We start from the raw sequence: 15,609 nt of genomic DNA, 5'->3' as shown, positions 1-15,609 counted from the left end.
CCAGTCGCCAGCGCGGCCATTACGTGCGCGCCGAGGCCAATCCGCAACCGGCCCAGCTGGCGGTGGACGCCACGCTGCGCCACGCGATCTTGCGCGATCCGGACCATTTCGCCGTCACCCGCGCCGATCTGCACGACAAGGTCCGCGTCGCCAAGCAGGGCAACTTGATCCTGCTGGTGGTGGACGCCTCGGGCTCGATGGCGGCGCGGCAACGGATGGAACAGGTCAAGGGCACAGTACTGAGCCTGCTGGAAGACGCCTACCGCCGCCGCGACCAGGTGGCGCTGATCGCCTTCCGCGGCCAGAAGGCCGAGCTGTTGCTGCCGCCGTGCAACCGCGTCGAACAGGCCGAACTGGCGCTGCGCGAGCTGCCCACCGGCGGCCGCACCCCGCTGGCCCACGCCTTGGCGTTGGCCGCCGACACGCTGTCCCGCCAGCTAGGCGGCCCCGCGCCGCTGTTGGTTGTCCTCAGCGACGGCCGCGCCAATGTGGCGCTGGACGGGGATGGCGACCCATGGCGGCAGGCGCTGGACCTGGCCGGCCAGCTGGCCGGCGCGCCGGCGCTGGTGCTGGATACCGAACAGGACTTCGTCCGCCTGGGCCGCGCCCGCGAGCTGGCCGAAGCGCTGGGCGCGGAATACCTGGCTTGCGACGCCCTGACCGGCGAGCAGCTGACATTGACGATACAACAAAGACTGGGCCGCTGAGATGACGGGCAAGGTTTATCTGATAGGCGCCGGCCCCGGCGACCTGGACATGCTGACGCTGAAGGCCGCGCGCTGCCTGAAGCTGGCCGACGTGGCGCTTGTGGATGACCTGGTGCATCCGGACATTCGCGCCATGCTGCGGCCGGACGCCGAAATCGTGCCGGTGGGCAAGCGCGGCGGCTGCCCGTCGACGCCGCAGGCCGCCATCGAGCAGCGGATGATAGACGAAGCCCGCGCCGGCAAAACAGTGGCGCGCCTCAAGGGCGGCGATCCCTTCGTCTTCGGCCGCGGCGGCGAGGAAATGTTGACGCTGCAAGCGGCCGGCATCGAGGTGGAGATCGTCAACGGTCTCAGCGCCGGCCTGGCGGTGCCGGCCACGCTGGGCATTCCGCTGACCCACCGCAGCTTCGTCCACGGCGTCACCTTCGTCTCCGGCCACCCGCACCAGGACGGCGACGAGCCCAACTGGCAGGCGCTGGCGCAAAGCGGCATGACGCTGGTGATCTATATGGGCGTCAAACGCTTGCCGCTGATCCGCGCCGAGCTGCTGCGCCACGGCCTCGCAGCCGACACCCCGGCGGCGGCGATAGAAAACGGCACCCTGCCGCAGCAGCGCCAGGTGCTGAGCACCCTGGACGCTTTGGAACAAGACATGAGCGCGGCCGGCATCCACAGCCCGGCGCTGATCGTCATCGGACCGACGGTGGCGCTGGCGTCCTGTAGACCCTCAGCGCTCGAGCGCAGCGAGGCTCCCTTGCAGGGCAAGGGCGGGGGGATTGGGAATGAGTCCAAGTGGCTGCCGACTGAACTCGCACAGTGAAGAGGCCCGGCTTTGCCGGGTCCTGTAGAACAGAATCGAATGACTACATTGCAGCCAAAGGAATACGCATGATCATCTGCATAGGCGCCGGCCCCGGCGACATCGGCTACCTGCCGCAGCGCTCGGCCCAACTGATACGCGAGGCCGACGTGGTGGCCGGCTTCAACGCGGTGGTGGACGTGGTGCGCCCGCTGATCCCGGACAGCGCCGAAGTGATACAGATGGGCTACCGCGACCAGGTGGCCCAGCTGGACATCGTCGCCGAGCGCCACCATGCCGGCAAGAAATGCGTGGTGGTGTTCATGGGCGACATCCACTTCAGCGGCTTCCAGTACCTGGAGCGGGTGGAGCGCGCCTGCGGCCACCCGGTGGAAACAATACCGGGCATCTCGTCGGCGCAGATCCTGGCCTCGCGCGGCAAGGTGTGCTTCGACGAAACCAGCTTCATCACCTTCCACCGCCGCGGCGACCTGACCCCGTTCAAACGCCACCTGGTGCACGTGCTGCAGGACGGCCGCAACGCCATCGTGATCCCCTGCCCCTGGGACGAAGCGCGCTCCTTCATGCCCTGGCACATCGCCGCCTATCTGCTGGAAAACGGCATCCCGGCCGGCCAGCCGGTGGAGGTGTGGGAAAACCTGACCCGCAACGAGGCGGAATGGCGCGGCACGCTGGCCGAGTGCGCCGAGCAGCGCTTCTCCGACATGAGCATCATGCTGATCCGCACGCTCGCGCCGATGGACAGCCAGATCGAGCCGACCCACAAATGAGCCAGCCAGACTACGCCATCGTGCTGGCCGGCCACGGCAGCCGCGACCCGGACGGGGTGAACGAATTCATGCAGCTGGTGGACGCGCTGAAGGCGCGCGCCGGCGAGTGCCCCGTCGCCCACGGCTTTCTGGAATTCGCCACCCCGACCATAGACGAGGCGGTGGATCAGGTGATCGCCGCCGGCGCCAAAACCGTGGTGATGGTGCCAGGCGTGCTGTTGGCCGCCACCCACGCCAAGAACGACATGCCCAGCGAGCTGTTGGCGCTGCAGCAGGCGCATCCGGGCGTAACTTTCCACTTCGGCGCGGCGTTGGACCTGCATCCGCGGCTGTTGGCGCTGTGCCGCCAGCGCATCGTCGAGGCCGAAGCCGCGTCGCCGCACACCGTGTCGCGCAACGACACCTGTCTGGTGGTGGTGGGCCGCGGCACCTCCGACCCGGACGCCAACTCCGAAATCTCCAAGCTCGCGCGGATGCTGGAGGAAGGCCTGGGCTTCGCCGCGTCTTTCGTCTGCTATTCCGGCACCGCCAAGCCGCTGGTGGCCGACGGCCTGCGCGCCGCCGCCATGCTCGGCTACCGCCGCATCGTGGTGCTGCCCTACTTCCTGTTCGACGGCGTGCTGGTCAAGCGCATCTACGGCGCGGCGGCGGACCTGGCGGCGCGCCACCCGGAAATCGAGGTGCTCAGCGCCGACTATCTGGGCCCGGACCCGCAAGTGGCCGAGGTATTCCTGGAGCGCGCGCAGGAAGGCGTCGAAGGCCGCGCGGCGATGAACTGCGCGCTGTGCAAATACCGGGTGCAGATCGTCGGCTTCGAACAGCAGGTAGGCGAGCCGCAGCGCAGCCACCACGGCAAAGTGCGCGGCCTGCTGGAGCGCGAGCCTGCCGCCAATCAGCCGCCGGCCTGGAAGCGCTACACCCCGCATCCTATCGAAGCGGAAAGCATGCGCATCATAGACGAGGGCCGCGACTGGTCGGCCTTCCCCGCCGAGCAGCGCACCGCGCTGATGCGGCTGGTGCACACCACCGGCGACTTCAACAGCGTGGACGACCTGTTCTTCTCGGCTGGCGCCTGCGAAACCGGCATGCGCGCGCTGCTGCGCTGCCGCCGCGTGGTCACCGACGTCACCATGGTGGAAACCGGCCTCAAGCGCGAAGTGCTGCGCCAGCTGGAGGTGGAGACCTGGTGCGGCGTGCACGACGAGGAAACCCGGCTGTTGGCCGAGGCCAACGGCATCACCCGCTCAGCCGCCGGCATCCGCCGCGCCTGGCAAAAGTTCGGCAACGACTGCGTGGTGGCGATAGGCGACGCGCCGACCGCCATCCGCGAAGTGGTACGGCTGGTGCGCGATCACGGCTGGCGGCCGCAGCTGGTGGTGGGCCTGCCGGTGGGCTTCGTCGGCACCCGCGAATGCAAGGAAGAGCTGCGCGCGCTGCTGCAAGTGCCGCGCATCACCAACCGCGGCACCCGCGGCGGCTCGCCATGGGCGGCCACCGTGGTCAACGCGCTGATGATAGACGCGATCGAACACGTCCATCAGCAACAGCAACGGGAAGAATGAGCCCGGTGCGCCAGCCTTACGATCTCGCCGCCCCGGCCCCCAACGGCATGCGCCGCGGCCGCACCACCGGCAGCTGCGCCACCGCCGCCGCCAAGGCGGCGCTGCTGATGCTGCTGGACGGCGTGGACGCCGACGAGGTCTTCATCAGCCTGCCGGACCCGGATTTTTACCTGGCGGTGCCGGTAGAAAGCGTGGCCTGGCTGGACAAAGATACTGTCCGCGCCGAAGTGCTGAAGTACGCCGGCGACGACCCGGACAACACCGACGGCGCGACGATATTCGCCGAGGTGAGGATAAACGGCAGCGGCGCGCTGCGCTTCCTGGCCGCGCCCGGCGTCGGCATGGTCACCCAGCCCGGCCTGCGCATCCCGCCCGGCGAGCCGGCCATCAACCCGGTGCCGCGGCAGATGATGCGGATGGCGGTGGAGGAAGCGCTGGCCGGCCGGCCCGACCCCGGCTTCGACCTGGCGATAGGCTGTGTCGACGGCGACAAGATCGCCAAGCGCACCTTCAACCCGATGCTGGGCATCGTCGGCGGCATCTCAATTCTGGGCACCAGCGGCATCGTCGAGCCGATGTCGCAGGCGGCGTGGATCGCATCGATCGAAGTTTATGTGCGGGTGGCGCTGGGCGAGCTGCCGCCGGCCATCGCCTTCACCCCCGGCAAGATAGGCCGCGGCTACGCCGCCGACACGCTGGGGCTGGAAAAAAAGCAGGTGGTGCAGATCGCCAACTTCGTCGGCGATTCGCTGGACTTCGCCGAATCGGTGCTGATCGAGCAAGGCCGCATCCTCGACACGCTGTGGGTGCTGGGCCACCCGGGCAAGATCGCCAAGCTGCTGGACGGCGTCTGGGACACCCACTCCGGCAAGAGCGGCATGGCGATGGACGCCGTCGCCGGCGTCGCCGCCGATCTGGGCTATCCGCCCGAATTGGTGGCGCAAATCAAACAAGCGAATACCGTGGAGAACGTAGTGCAGATCATGAGCAGCCAGCCGGACCCGCGCGGCTACTGGATGGAAATAGAACGCCGCACCGCCGCGCTGATGGCGAGCAAGGTGCCCAGCGTGCGGCAGGTGGCCGTGCGGCTGTTCAGCATGGATGGCACCCCGCTGGGAGAGGCCGCATGAGGCTGGGACGATTGATAGGCATAGGCGTAGGCCCCGGCCCGGCCGGCTTGATCCCGATGGCGGCGCTGGCCGCGCTGCGCGAGGCAGATACCGTCTACCTGCCGCGCGCCACCTCCAGCGACACGTCGGTCGCCCGCCAATGCCTAGCCGGGCTGGAGCTGGACGAAAGCCGCTTCCGCGAGATCGAGTTCGAGATGAATCCGGACCGCGGCGCGCTGTCGCGCCATTACGGCGCGCTGGCCGAACAACTGGCCGCCGAATTGAAAACCGGCCGGAACGTCGCCTACCTGACCATAGGCGACTCGATGACCTACTCCACTTACGGCTACCTGCTGGCGGCGCTGCGCGAAATGCTGCCGGAACTGGAAACGCAGACCTTCCCCGGCGTCACCAGCTTCGCCGCCACCGCGTCGGCGCTGTCCTGGCCGCTGGGCGAAGGCAAGGAACGCATCCTGATCCTGCCCTGCCCCGACGATATGGAAGCGCTGAGAGCCGACATCGACAGCCACGACCTCATCGTGCTGATGAAGATAGGCAAGCGGCTGCCGGACGTGCTGGCGCTATTGAACCAGATGGGCATCGCCCAGTTGTGCGCCTTCGCCCGCCGCATCGGCCTGCCCGGCGAAGTGCTGTGCGCCGACGTCTCGCAATTGGACGCCGACGCCAGCGGCTACCTCGCCACCATGCTGATCCGCAAGACAGCCAGAGAAAGACGCCACTCATGAAAGTGTATTTCATCGGCGCCGGCCCCGGCGCCGCCGACCTGATCACGCTGCGCGGCAGCCGCCTGTTGGGCACGGCCCCCATGGTGCTGTACGCCGGCTCGCTGGTGCCGGCCGAGATGCTCAGCCACTGCCGCCCGGACGCGGAGATCCACGACACCGCCGAGCTGAACCTGGACCAACAGGAAGCGCTGTACCGCCGCGCCCAGGCCGAAGACAAGGACGTGGCGCGGCTGCACTCCGGCGACCCGGCGATCTACGGCGCCACCAACGAGCAGATGCGCCGGCTGGAAGCGCTGGGCATCGCCTACGAAGTGGTCCCCGGCGTGTCCTCGTTCACCGCCGCCGCCGCCGCGTTGGGCAGCGAACTGACCCGCCCCGAAGTGTCGCAGTCCATCATCCTGACCCGCACCAGCGGCCGCGCCAGCGCGGTGCCAGAGACGGAATCCATCGCCAGCTTCGCCGCCCACCGCGCGACGATGTGCATTTTCCTGTCCGGCCAGCGGCTGAAGCAGACCGTCGCCGACCTGGCGCTGCACTACCCGCCCACCACCCCGGTGGCGCTGGTGCGCCGCGCCAGCTGGCCGGACCAATCGGTCCACCGCAGCACGCTGGGCAAGATGCTGGACGAGGTGAAACAGAAGGACTGGCTGCTGACCACGCTGCTCTTGGTCGGCGAGGCGCTGTCGCGCGAAGGCGGCGTCGAATCCAGCCTGTACGCGGCCGGCTTCACCCACATCTTCCGCGACGGCGACGACCGCAAGGCCAAGCGGGCCAGCCTGCAGAAAGAAAACCTGGCATGAGGCGCGCCGTGTGGCTGGTGCGCGCCGAGGCGCTGCCCTTGGGCCGGAAGCTGGCGGCGGCGCTGGATGCCCATCTGTACCAGCCGTGGCTGGATGCCGGCGCCAGCGGCCGCGAGCAATTCCGCGCCGCCTTTCATGCGCACAGCCACTGGATTCTGGTAATGGCCAGCGGCATCGCCGTCCGCTATCTGGACGGCCTGCCGCAAAGCAAGTACAGCGACCCGGCGGTGGTGGTGATGGACGAAGCCGCCCGCTTCGCCATCCCGCTGTTGTCCGGCCACGAAGGCGGCGCCAATGCGCTGGCCTACGAAGCGGCGCGGCTGACCGGCGCGGTGCCGACTATCACCACCGCGACGGAGGCGATCAAGCCGCTGACGCTGGGCATCGGCTGCCGCCGCGGCAAGAGCGCCGAGGCCATCGAACAGGCCGTGCTGCACGCCTTGGCCGGCCGGCCGCTGACCGACGTGCGCGAAGTGGCGACGATAGACCTGAAGGCCGACGAGCTTGGCCTCTTGGCCTTCTGCGCCCGCCACGCGCTGCCCCTGCGCGTCATCTCCCGCGAAGACGTCGCCGCCCGCGGCTGGACCGGCGCGCCGTCGGACTGGGTGCGGCAGAACGTAGGCGTGGACGGCGTGTGCGAGCCGTGCGCGCTGATCGCCAGCCCCAGGGGACGGCTGATCGTGCCCAAGACCGCTGTCGACGGTGTGACAGTGGCCATTGTCGAAGACAACGCCTTTTAAATACACAGGCCCAAATGACTTCGACGCCACCCATCCCCCCTTCGCCCCCGCCGGAGCAAACATGCTTGGCAAGGTTTTAAGCTGCCGCTTGTTTGAGCCGCGCGACGCTAGCGCGCGGCGAGTTCGGCAGCGCCTTGCCGGGCATGTTTGCTCCGGGGTTTCGGGGACGCGGGGGCGGCCTGGGGGTTGCAAGGGGGGCTGGCCGCGCAGCCCCCCTTGCCCCCAGCGGTGGAACCGCCCCAAAACATCGCCTGCGAAGCAGGCACGCAAAATGACTTTAAAAAGCGAAATGCCCCGGCCAAGCCAGAACTTTCGCCTACGCAACAATGGATGACAGAATGACCGGCAAACTCTACCTCGTCTCGGTCGGCCCCGGCCGCGCCGAACTGATCCCCGACCTCGCCCGCCAGGCGCTGGCCGCAAGCGACGTAATCGTGTCTTACGATCTCTACCTGACCTGGGTGCAACCGTGGATAGCCGGCAAAGACATCCGCACCCTGCCGCTGACCCAGGAACGCGAACGCGCGCAGCTGGCGCTGGAAGAAGCCCGCGCCGGCAAGACCGTGGCCCTGCTGTCCAGCGGCGACATCGGCGTCTATGCGATGGCCACGCTGGCCTACGAGGACATGCGCGAGGACGATGGCTTCGACGTGCAGCTGATTCCTGGCATCACTTCGGCCAACTCCTGCGCGTCCTTGCTCGGCGCGCCGCTGTCGCACGACTTCGCCACGCTGAGCCTGTCCGACCTGCTGTGCCCGTGGGAGTGGATCGAAACCCGCGCCCGTCACATCGCCCAGGCCGACCTGGCGGTGGTGTTCTACAACGTGCAAAGCCGCCAGCGCCAGGAAGGCGTCTACCGCATCCTGGACATCATGCTGGAGCACAAAAAGCCTGAGACATTGTGCGGCATCGTCCGCAACGCCTACCGCGAGGACCAGGCGGTGGAGATAGTCACGCTGGCCGAGCTGCGGACCCGCCGCTTCGACATGCTCACCAGCATCGTCATCGGCAACCGCTTCACCCGCCGCAAGCGCAACTGGATGTTCACCCCGCGCGGCTACTTCAACTGGGACAACACCAGCGACACGGTCAAGGCCGACGCGCTGCCCGCCGGCGCGGCCTGGGTGTTTTCCGGCACCAGCGACGGCAACGCGCTGTCCCGCGCCATCGCCGAAACCGGCCGCGCGGTGGTGGTCAGCAGCGCCAGCGATTATGGCAACGAGCAGGCTCAGCAGGCGGTGCCCGGCGTGGCCACCGTCAGCGGCCGGCTGGGCGTGGAGCGCCGCCGCGAGCTGCTGTCGGGCAGCCAGGCCAGCGCCATCGTCGACGCCACCCACCCCTACGCCAGCGAGATGTCGCAGCAGTTGATGGCGCTGGCCGAGGAGCTGGCCCTGCCCTATCTGCGCTACGAGCGCCCGGCCAGCGGCAGCGCGCATCCGGTCATCCGCTGCGCCGACAGCGACGCGGCCGCCAAGCTGGCGATGGCTAAAGGAAAACGCGTCTTCCTCGCCACCGGCAGCAAGGAGCTGCACCGCTTCCTCGCCGCCGACACCGAGAAACAACAGCAATGGTTCGTCCGCCTGGCCCCGGACCCGCAGCATTTGCAGCGGGCGCTGGACCTGGGCATCCCGCGCTCGCGCATCTGCGCGATGCAGGGCCCGTTCTCGCAGGCCGCCAACGAGGCGCTGTGGCGCGACTGGGGCATAGACTGCGTGATCAGCAAGGACAGCGGCGAGGCCGGCGGCTTCGACGCCAAGGCCGCCGCCGCCGCCGCGTTGGGCATCCCGTTCATCGTCATCGATAGGCCTCAGCTGGACTATCCGCAAACCTTCAGCGACTTTGACGCCGTGCTGGCGGCCCTGCCGCAGGGAGGCCAGCCATGAGCGCTCCGCGGCTTCCCGTCACCGTATTGACCGGTTTCCTCGGCGCCGGCAAGACCACGCTGCTGTCCAAGCTGCTGGAAAACAACAAGCAGCGCCGGCTGGCCATTCTGGTCAACGAGTTCGGCGAGGTGTCGATAGACGGCGGACTGCTGCGCGACGCCGACGCCGGCGGCGTGGAAATCCACGACCTCGCCAACGGCCTGGTCGCCTACGACGACGACGCCGACTTCCTGCCCACCATGCTGGCGCTGTGGCAGCGCCGCCAGCAGATAGACCACGTGCTGATTGAAACCTCGGGCCTCGCGCTGCCCAGCGCGGTGATGGCCCAGCTGCAAAGCGAGGCGCTGGCGCCCTACTTCGTGCTGGACGCCACGCTGGCGGTGGTCGACACCCCGCTGCTGCTGGCCGGCCATTTCGCGCCGGCGGGAGACCAGGGCAAGGCCGACGCGGTTGCAGAGCTGTTCGACCAGCAGCTGGGCCACGCCGACATCGTGGTGCTGAACAAGATAGACGCGCTGTCCGCCGACGAACTGCTGGCGGCGGAGGAAGCTGTGCGCCGCCAGGCGCCGTCGATCCGCTTCATCGAGCTGGCTTATCAAGCCAAGCTGGACACCCGGCTGACGCTGGGCCTGCATCTGCACGAAGCCGCGCCTGCGGCGCACCGCCACTACGGCCCGGTAGCCAGCATGCCGGGCCTCGCGATGCGGCCGCTGGCCAACCAGACGCTGCTGGACGGCCACAGCCACGGCGGCCAGGCCGCGCACAGCCACGGGCTGTCCACCCACAAGCATTTCCACGAGCAGGACCCGGGCTGGCAATCGTTCATGATCCGCAGCAAAGAGGCGCAGCGCGCCGACAAGCTGGTCGCCGCGCTGGAGGCCATCGCCCGCGAGGAGCCGCTGCTGCGCATCAAGGGCTTCGCCGCCTGCGCCGACGGCCCCGGCCGGCTGCTGGCCCAGGGCGTGCGCAGCCGCATCGAGCTCAGCCGCGACGACACGCTGGCCGCGCCGCGCCAAGCCCAACTTATCTTCATCGGCTACCACCCCAGCCGCCCGCGCGTGGTGGCCTTGCTGCGCGACATCACCGGCGCGCATTGGAGCTAGGCGGTGAGCGCATTGGAACTGCATCGCCTCGACTGGTCGCCGGACCCGGCTGCGGCGCCCGAAGCCAGGCTGCTGCGCGACATCGCGCTGACAGTCCGGCCCGGCGAGTTCGTCGGCGTCATCGGCCCCAACGGCAGCGGCAAGACCAGCACATTGCGCTGCGCCTTCCGCTTCAACAAGCCGCTGGCCGGCGAGGCCAGGCTGGACGGCGCCGATATCTGGTCCCAGTCCGCCGCCTCCTTCGCCCGCCGCGTGGCGGTGGTGCTGCAGGAGTTTCCGGAGGACTTCGGCCTGACCGTGCGCGAGGTGGCCGATATGGGCCGCATCCCGCACCAGTCGCTGTTGCGCGGCGGATCGGCCGCCGACCACGCCATCGTCGATGACGCTCTGGTCCAGGTGGGCCTGGCGGCGCAGCAGCACCAGCCCTTCGCCACGCTGTCAGGCGGCGAAAAGCAGCGCGCGCTGCTGGCGCGGGCGCTGGCGCAGCAACCCGAGCTGCTGATCCTGGACGAGCCCACCAACCATCTGGACCTGCGCCACCAATTGTCGCTGCTGCGCCTGGTGCGCCGGCTGGGCATCTCCGCCGTCGCCACGCTGCACGACCTCAACCTGGCCGCCGCCTTCTGCCACCGGCTGTACGCGCTCAAGGACGGCCGCATCGTCGCCAGCGGCGCGCCGGAAACCGTATTGACGCCCCGGCTTTTAGCCGAGGTGTTCGGCGTGCGCGCGCTGGTGGACCGCCACCCGCAAGCCGGCCACCCCCGCATCACCCTGTTGGAAGAAGAAAACGCATGAAACTGAACCCGCCTTTGCTCATCGCCTGCGGCCTAGCCGCGATGCTGGCCTCCCAGGCCCACGCCACCGCCTACCCGCTGACCATAGACAGCTGCAATCGCAAGGTCACCTTCCAGCGCGCGCCGCAGCGCGCCGTCAGCCACGACATCAACCTGACCGAGATGATGGTGGCGCTGGGCCTGCAGAACCGCATGGCCGGCTATACCGGCATCAGCGCCTGGAACAAGCTGAACGCGCCGCTGAAGCAGGCGCTGGGCAAGCTGCCGGAGCTGGCGGGCGACTATCCGTCGTCGGAAGCGCTGCTGGCGCGCAACGCCGACTTCTTCTTCGCCGGCTGGAACTACGGCCTGCGCGTCGGCGGCCCGGTGACGCCGGCCTCGCTGGCGCCCTTGGGCATCAATGTCTACGAGCTCAGCGAATCGTGCGCCCACGTGATGAAGCGCCCGGCGGCCAGCCTGGACGACGTCTACCGCGACATCGGCAACCTCGGCCGCATCTTCGACGTGGAGCCGCGCGCGCAGAAAGTGGTGGCCGGCATGCGCGCCAAGGTGGACGGCGTCGCCGCCCGCGTCGCCAAGCGCAAGGCCACGCCGTCGGTCTTCGTCTACGACAGCGGCGAGGACCGCCCCTTCAGCGCCGGCCGGCTGGCGATGCCCGACGCGCTGATCCGCGCCGCCGGCGGCCGCAACATCCTGAACGACGTCAACGCCAGCTGGACCCGCGTCGACTGGGAAACCGTGGTGGCGCGCAATCCGCAAGTCGTCGTGATCATCGATTACGGCAAGGTCGCCGCCCAGCAGAAGATCGCCTTCCTGCAAAACCATCCGGCGCTGAACAAGATGGCGGCGGTGCGCGACAAGCGCTTCATCGTGCTGCCCTACGACAGCGCCACGCCCGGCATCGCCAACGCCGACGCGATCATCGCGCTGGCGCGCGGCCTGCACCCGGAGGCCTTCGCCAAGTGATCCGCGCCGCCGTCAACCGTCCGCCGGCCTGGCCGCTGCTGGGCGCCTTGCTGGCCCTGCTCGCTCTGTCGCTGCCGCTGGCTTCCGGTCTGGGCGCCGCGCCGGTGGCCTTCTCCGTCAGTTCCAATGTGCTGCTGCACCAGCTGGGCCTGCCGGTGGCGCCGGCCTGGCAGCCGGGCCAGGACCTGATCATCTGGCAGCTGCGGCTGCCGCGCGTGCTGCTGGGCGGCATGGTCGGCGCCGGCCTGGCGCTGGTGGGCGCGGCCTTGCAGGCCACCACCCGCAACCAGCTGGCCGATCCGCACCTGCTGGGCGTCAGCTCCGGCGCCACGCTAGGCGCGGTGACGGTGCTGCTGTTCAGCGGCAATGTGCTGGGCGGCGCCACGTTGCCGCTGGCCGCCTTCACCGGCGCCTTGCTGGCTACCCTGCTGGTCACCGGCATCGCCGTGCGCCAGCGCCGCTTGCAAGCCGAACGGCTGCTGCTAGCCGGCGTGGCCGTGTCTTTCCTGCTGATGGCGCTGGCCAATCTGATGCTGTATCTGGGCGACCACCGCTCGGCCTCGGCGGTGCTGTTCTGGATGCTGGGCGGCCTGGGCCAGGCGCGCTGGGAGCTGCTGCCGGCGCCGTTGGCCGCGCTATGCCTGGGCCTGGCCGCGCTGCTGACAGTCGCCAGGCCGCTGAACGCGCTGATGGCCGGCGAGCAGACCGCGGTCACGCTGGGCATACGCGTGACCCGGCTGCGGCTGGCGGTGTTCGCCGCCTCCTCGCTGCTGACCGGCACCATGGTGGCGGTCAGCGGCGCGATAGGCTTCATCGGCCTGATGATTCCGCACATCGCCCGCCGCTGCGTCGGCGCCGACCACCGCCGCCTGCTGCCGGCCTGCGCGCTGTTGGGCGCGCTGTTCCTGATCTGGGTGGACGCCGCCGCCCGCACGCTGATCGCGCCGGAAGACATCCCGGTCGGCGTCGGCACCGCCGCCGTCGGCGGCGCCTTCTTCATCTGGCTGCTGCGCCGTTGACGGCGCCGGCCCCACACAAGGACGACACTATGAAAACCGATCCGGCCTCCCATCAGCGCATGACCGAAAAGCGCAAGGCGGGCTTCGAGAAGAAAAAAGCCGCCGCCACCGGAGAAAAGGGCCTGCTCATCGTCAATACCGGCACCGGCAAGGGCAAGAGCAGCGCCGCCTTCGGCATGGGCCTGCGCGCCGTCGGCCACGGCATGCGCCTGGGCGTGGTGCAGTTCATCAAGGGTGCGCTGCACACCGCCGAACGCGACCTGCTGGGCGGTTTCGACAACTGCGATTTTTACACCATGGGCGAAGGCTATACCTGGAACACCCAGGACCGCGAGGCCGACATCGCCACCGCGCGCAAGGGCTGGGAGCAGGCGCTGGCGATGCTGGCAAGCGAGGCTTACGAGATGGTGATCCTGGACGAATTGAACGTGGTGCTGAAATACGAATACCTGCCGCTGGACGAGGTGCTGGCCGCCTTCGCCGCCCGCCCGGCGATGCAGCACGTGGTGGTCACCGGCCGCCACGCGCCGGAAGCCTTGCTTGAGGCCGCCGACCTGGTCACCGAGATGCGGCTGGTCAAGCACCCCTACCGCGAGCAGGGCATCAAGGCGCAGCGCGGGGTGGAATTCTGATGACGCCGCGGTCCTGCCCGGCGCTGTTCCTGACCGCGCCCGCCTCCCACCAGGGCAAGACCACGGTGACGGCGGCGCTGGCCCGCCACCACCGCAACTTGGGACGCCGGGTGCGGGTGTTCAAAACCGGGCCGGACTTCCTCGATCCCTACATCCTGGAGCGGGCCAGCGGCCACACCGTCTATGGCCTGGACCTGTGGATGAACGGCGAGGACGATTGCCGCGCCCGCCTGCATCAGGCCGCCGCCGAAGCCGACCTGATCCTGATCGAAGGCAGCATGGGCCTGTTCGACGGCACGCCCAGCAGCGCCGATCTGGCCGCCCTGCTCGGCATCCCGCTGGCGGCGGTGATAGACGCCGCCGGCATGGCGCAGACCTTCGCCGCCGTCGCCCACGGCCTGGCCAGCTTCCGTCCCGGCCTGGCTTTTCACGGCTTCATCGCCAACCATGTCGCCAGCGAGCGCCACGCCGACATGCTGGCGCAGCAGCTGCCCCCCCATCCGCCGCTGCTGGCCGCGCTGCGCCGCGACGAGGCTGCGCGGCTGCCGGAACGCCATCTGGGTCTGGTGCAGGCGCAGGAAATCGCCGACCTCGACGCCCGTCTCGACCGCGCGGCGGCGCAGATCGCCGCCACCGCGCTGGCAGAATCGCCGCCGCCTGTGGCGTTTCCCGCCGTGAAGCAGGTCGAATGGCCGCAACTGCTGGCTGGCAAACGCATCGCCATCGCCCGCGACGCCGCCTTCGCCTTCGTCTATCCGGCTAATCTTGAGATGCTGGCCCAACTGGGCGCGGAGCTGGCCTTTTTCTCGCCGCTGGCCAACGCCGCGCTGCCCGACTGCGACGCCGTCTACCTGCCCGGCGGCTACCCTGAGCTGCATCTTGAGACGTTATCCGCCAACTCGGCGCTGAAAGCCGATCTGCAAGAACACATCGAGGCCGGCAAGCCGCTGTACGCCGAGTGCGGCGGCATGCTCTACCTGCTGGACAGGCTGAGCAATCGCGACGGCTACAGCGCGGCGATGCTGGGGCTGCTGCCCGGCCACGCCAGGCTGCAAGAGCGGCTATGCGGGCTGGGCCTGCAGCAAATGGACTTTCCCGGCGGCGCGCTGCGCGGCCATACTTTCCACTACACCCGGCTGGAAACGGCGCTGGAGCCGATTGCCCGCGCCGCGCGCGCCAGCGGCGCGGGAACCGGCGAGGCGCTGTATCGCCGCGGCAGCCTGCTGGCCAGCTATTTCCACGCCTATTTCCCTTCGAACCCGATCGCCGCAGCAAGGTTGTTCCTGAAATGAGCCGTTACCCGCAATCCGACATCGACGCCGTCTACCGCGCCATCCGCGAACGCCGCGACATGCGCCACTTCAAGCCGGACCCGGTCGATCCCGACACCCTGCAGCGGCTGTTGGCCGCCGCCCACTGCGCGCCCAGCGTCGGCTTCATGCAGCCATGGCGTTTCATCCGCATCCGCGACATGGATTTGCGCCATCGCCTGCACGCGCTGGTGGAGGAAGAGCGCATCCAGACCGCCCGCGCGCTGGGCGAGCGCGAAGAAGAATTCATGAAGCTGAAGGTGGAAGGGTTGCGGGAATGCGGCGAAGTACTGGTGGCGGCGCTGATGGACGGCCGCGAGCGGCACGTGTTCGGCCGCCGCACGCTGCCGGAGATGGACTTGGCCTCGGTGGCCTGCGCGATCCAGAACATGTGGCTGGCGGCTCGCGCCGAGGGTCTGGGCCTGGGCTGGGTATCCATCTTCGATCCCGCCAAGCTCGCCTCGCTGCTGGCGATGCCCGCCGGCGCGCGGCCGGTGGCGATCCTGTGCATCGGCCACGTCGAGGCTTTTTACCAGAAACCGATGCTGGAACAGGAAAACTGGGCGCGGCGGCAGAACCTGGCCGATCTGGTTTACCAGGACCGCTGGCCGGACATCGAATGATGCCCCGCCCGGCCTCGATGGCCGG

15 protein-coding genes and 1 pseudogene are annotated in these 15,609 nt (G+C 69.0%); all 16 read left to right on the top strand.

Going from position 1 to position 15,609, the window contains the following annotated elements; all coding sequences use genetic code 11:
* Positions 1 to 707, top strand: a 707-nt coding sequence (locus LQR33_RS16330; RefSeq protein WP_231469722.1) for a vWA domain-containing protein, incomplete at its 5' end; no start/stop codon positions are given.
* 1 nt (position 708) lies between these two features.
* Entirely contained in the window at positions 709 to 1,527 is an 819-nt protein-coding gene (gene cobA, locus LQR33_RS16325) for a uroporphyrinogen-III C-methyltransferase (protein ID WP_231178405.1), read from the top strand.
* Positions 1,528 to 1,595: 68 nt separating this feature from the next.
* Complete coding sequence (locus LQR33_RS16320) at positions 1,596 to 2,297, top strand: cobalt-precorrin-7 (C(5))-methyltransferase (RefSeq protein WP_011135120.1); 702 nt, start codon at positions 1,596 to 1,598, stop codon at positions 2,295 to 2,297.
* On the top strand, positions 2,294 to 3,859 hold the full coding sequence (locus tag LQR33_RS16315; RefSeq protein ID WP_231469720.1) for a precorrin-8X methylmutase: 1,566 nt from the start codon (positions 2,294 to 2,296) through the stop codon (positions 3,857 to 3,859). Before LQR33_RS16320 ends, LQR33_RS16315 begins: the two co-directional genes overlap by 4 nt.
* Positions 3,856 to 4,989, top strand: a complete 1,134-nt coding sequence (gene cbiD, locus LQR33_RS16310) for a cobalt-precorrin-5B (C(1))-methyltransferase CbiD (RefSeq protein WP_231469718.1) — start codon at positions 3,856 to 3,858, stop codon at positions 4,987 to 4,989. Before LQR33_RS16315 ends, cbiD begins: the two co-directional genes overlap by 4 nt.
* Positions 4,986 to 5,714: a precorrin-2 C(20)-methyltransferase gene (cobI, locus tag LQR33_RS16305; RefSeq protein WP_221668579.1), complete on the top strand. Its 729-nt coding sequence runs from the start codon at positions 4,986 to 4,988 to the stop codon at positions 5,712 to 5,714. The genes cbiD and cobI overlap by 4 nt, the downstream gene beginning before the upstream one ends.
* Positions 5,711 to 6,514, top strand: coding sequence for a precorrin-4 C(11)-methyltransferase (gene cobM / locus LQR33_RS16300; protein ID WP_221668578.1), 804 nt, complete (start codon positions 5,711 to 5,713; stop codon positions 6,512 to 6,514). Before cobI ends, cobM begins: the two co-directional genes overlap by 4 nt.
* Positions 6,511 to 7,254, top strand: a complete 744-nt coding sequence (locus tag LQR33_RS16295) for a cobalamin biosynthesis protein (protein ID WP_221668577.1) — start codon at positions 6,511 to 6,513, stop codon at positions 7,252 to 7,254. The genes cobM and LQR33_RS16295 overlap by 4 nt, the downstream gene beginning before the upstream one ends.
* Before the next feature lie 338 nt (positions 7,255 to 7,592).
* Complete coding sequence (gene cobJ, locus LQR33_RS16290; protein ID WP_231469716.1) at positions 7,593 to 9,137, top strand: precorrin-3B C(17)-methyltransferase; 1,545 nt, start codon at positions 7,593 to 7,595, stop codon at positions 9,135 to 9,137.
* Positions 9,134 to 10,240 (top strand): CobW family GTP-binding protein, encoded by a 1,107-nt coding sequence (locus LQR33_RS16285; RefSeq protein ID WP_231469714.1) that lies wholly within the window; start codon positions 9,134 to 9,136, stop codon positions 10,238 to 10,240. Before cobJ ends, LQR33_RS16285 begins: the two co-directional genes overlap by 4 nt.
* Positions 10,241 to 10,243: 3 nt before the next feature.
* Positions 10,244 to 10,777 (top strand): annotated as a pseudogene (locus LQR33_RS16280) (ABC transporter ATP-binding protein); the annotation flags it as partial.
* Positions 10,778 to 11,031: 254 nt separating this feature from the next.
* A complete protein-coding gene (locus LQR33_RS16275; protein WP_231469710.1) occupies positions 11,032 to 12,000 on the top strand; it encodes an ABC transporter substrate-binding protein in 969 nt (322 codons plus the stop codon).
* Positions 11,997 to 13,019, top strand: coding sequence for a FecCD family ABC transporter permease (locus tag LQR33_RS16270; protein ID WP_231469708.1), 1,023 nt, complete (start codon positions 11,997 to 11,999; stop codon positions 13,017 to 13,019). The genes LQR33_RS16275 and LQR33_RS16270 overlap by 4 nt, the downstream gene beginning before the upstream one ends.
* Positions 13,020 to 13,048: 29 nt before the next feature.
* Positions 13,049 to 13,651: a cob(I)yrinic acid a,c-diamide adenosyltransferase gene (cobO, locus tag LQR33_RS16265; protein WP_231469706.1), complete on the top strand. Its 603-nt coding sequence runs from the start codon at positions 13,049 to 13,051 to the stop codon at positions 13,649 to 13,651.
* Positions 13,651 to 14,943, top strand: coding sequence for a cobyrinate a,c-diamide synthase (locus LQR33_RS16260; RefSeq protein ID WP_231469704.1), 1,293 nt, complete (start codon positions 13,651 to 13,653; stop codon positions 14,941 to 14,943). Before cobO ends, LQR33_RS16260 begins: the two co-directional genes overlap by 1 nt.
* A complete protein-coding gene (gene bluB, locus LQR33_RS16255) occupies positions 14,940 to 15,584 on the top strand; it encodes a 5,6-dimethylbenzimidazole synthase (RefSeq protein WP_231469701.1) in 645 nt (214 codons plus the stop codon). The genes LQR33_RS16260 and bluB overlap by 4 nt, the downstream gene beginning before the upstream one ends.
* The last annotated feature ends 25 nt before the right edge of the window (positions 15,585 to 15,609 follow it).

This window comes from Chromobacterium piscinae (assembly GCF_021129175.1).
Classification (GTDB): Bacteria; Pseudomonadota; Gammaproteobacteria; order Burkholderiales; family Chromobacteriaceae; genus Chromobacterium; species Chromobacterium piscinae.
The sequence above is the reverse complement of the archived record's forward strand: the minus strand, read 5'-3'. Positions and strand labels throughout refer to the sequence as shown.

Coding starts and splice junctions, on each gene's coding strand:
- cobA (WP_231178405.1), top strand. CDS start 709: ATGACGGGCAAGGTTTATCTGATAGGCGCCGGCCCCGGCGACCTGGAC.
- LQR33_RS16320 (WP_011135120.1), top strand. CDS start 1,596: ATGATCATCTGCATAGGCGCCGGCCCCGGCGACATCGGCTACCTGCCG.
- LQR33_RS16315 (WP_231469720.1), top strand. CDS start 2,294: ATGAGCCAGCCAGACTACGCCATCGTGCTGGCCGGCCACGGCAGCCGC.
- cbiD (WP_231469718.1), top strand. CDS start 3,856: ATGAGCCCGGTGCGCCAGCCTTACGATCTCGCCGCCCCGGCCCCCAAC.
- cobI (WP_221668579.1), top strand. CDS start 4,986: ATGAGGCTGGGACGATTGATAGGCATAGGCGTAGGCCCCGGCCCGGCC.
- cobM (WP_221668578.1), top strand. CDS start 5,711: ATGAAAGTGTATTTCATCGGCGCCGGCCCCGGCGCCGCCGACCTGATC.
- LQR33_RS16295 (WP_221668577.1), top strand. CDS start 6,511: ATGAGGCGCGCCGTGTGGCTGGTGCGCGCCGAGGCGCTGCCCTTGGGC.
- cobJ (WP_231469716.1), top strand. CDS start 7,593: ATGACCGGCAAACTCTACCTCGTCTCGGTCGGCCCCGGCCGCGCCGAA.
- LQR33_RS16285 (WP_231469714.1), top strand. CDS start 9,134: ATGAGCGCTCCGCGGCTTCCCGTCACCGTATTGACCGGTTTCCTCGGC.
- LQR33_RS16275 (WP_231469710.1), top strand. CDS start 11,032: ATGAAACTGAACCCGCCTTTGCTCATCGCCTGCGGCCTAGCCGCGATG.
- cobO (WP_231469706.1), top strand. CDS start 13,049: ATGAAAACCGATCCGGCCTCCCATCAGCGCATGACCGAAAAGCGCAAG.
- LQR33_RS16260 (WP_231469704.1), top strand. CDS start 13,651: ATGACGCCGCGGTCCTGCCCGGCGCTGTTCCTGACCGCGCCCGCCTCC.
- bluB (WP_231469701.1), top strand. CDS start 14,940: ATGAGCCGTTACCCGCAATCCGACATCGACGCCGTCTACCGCGCCATC.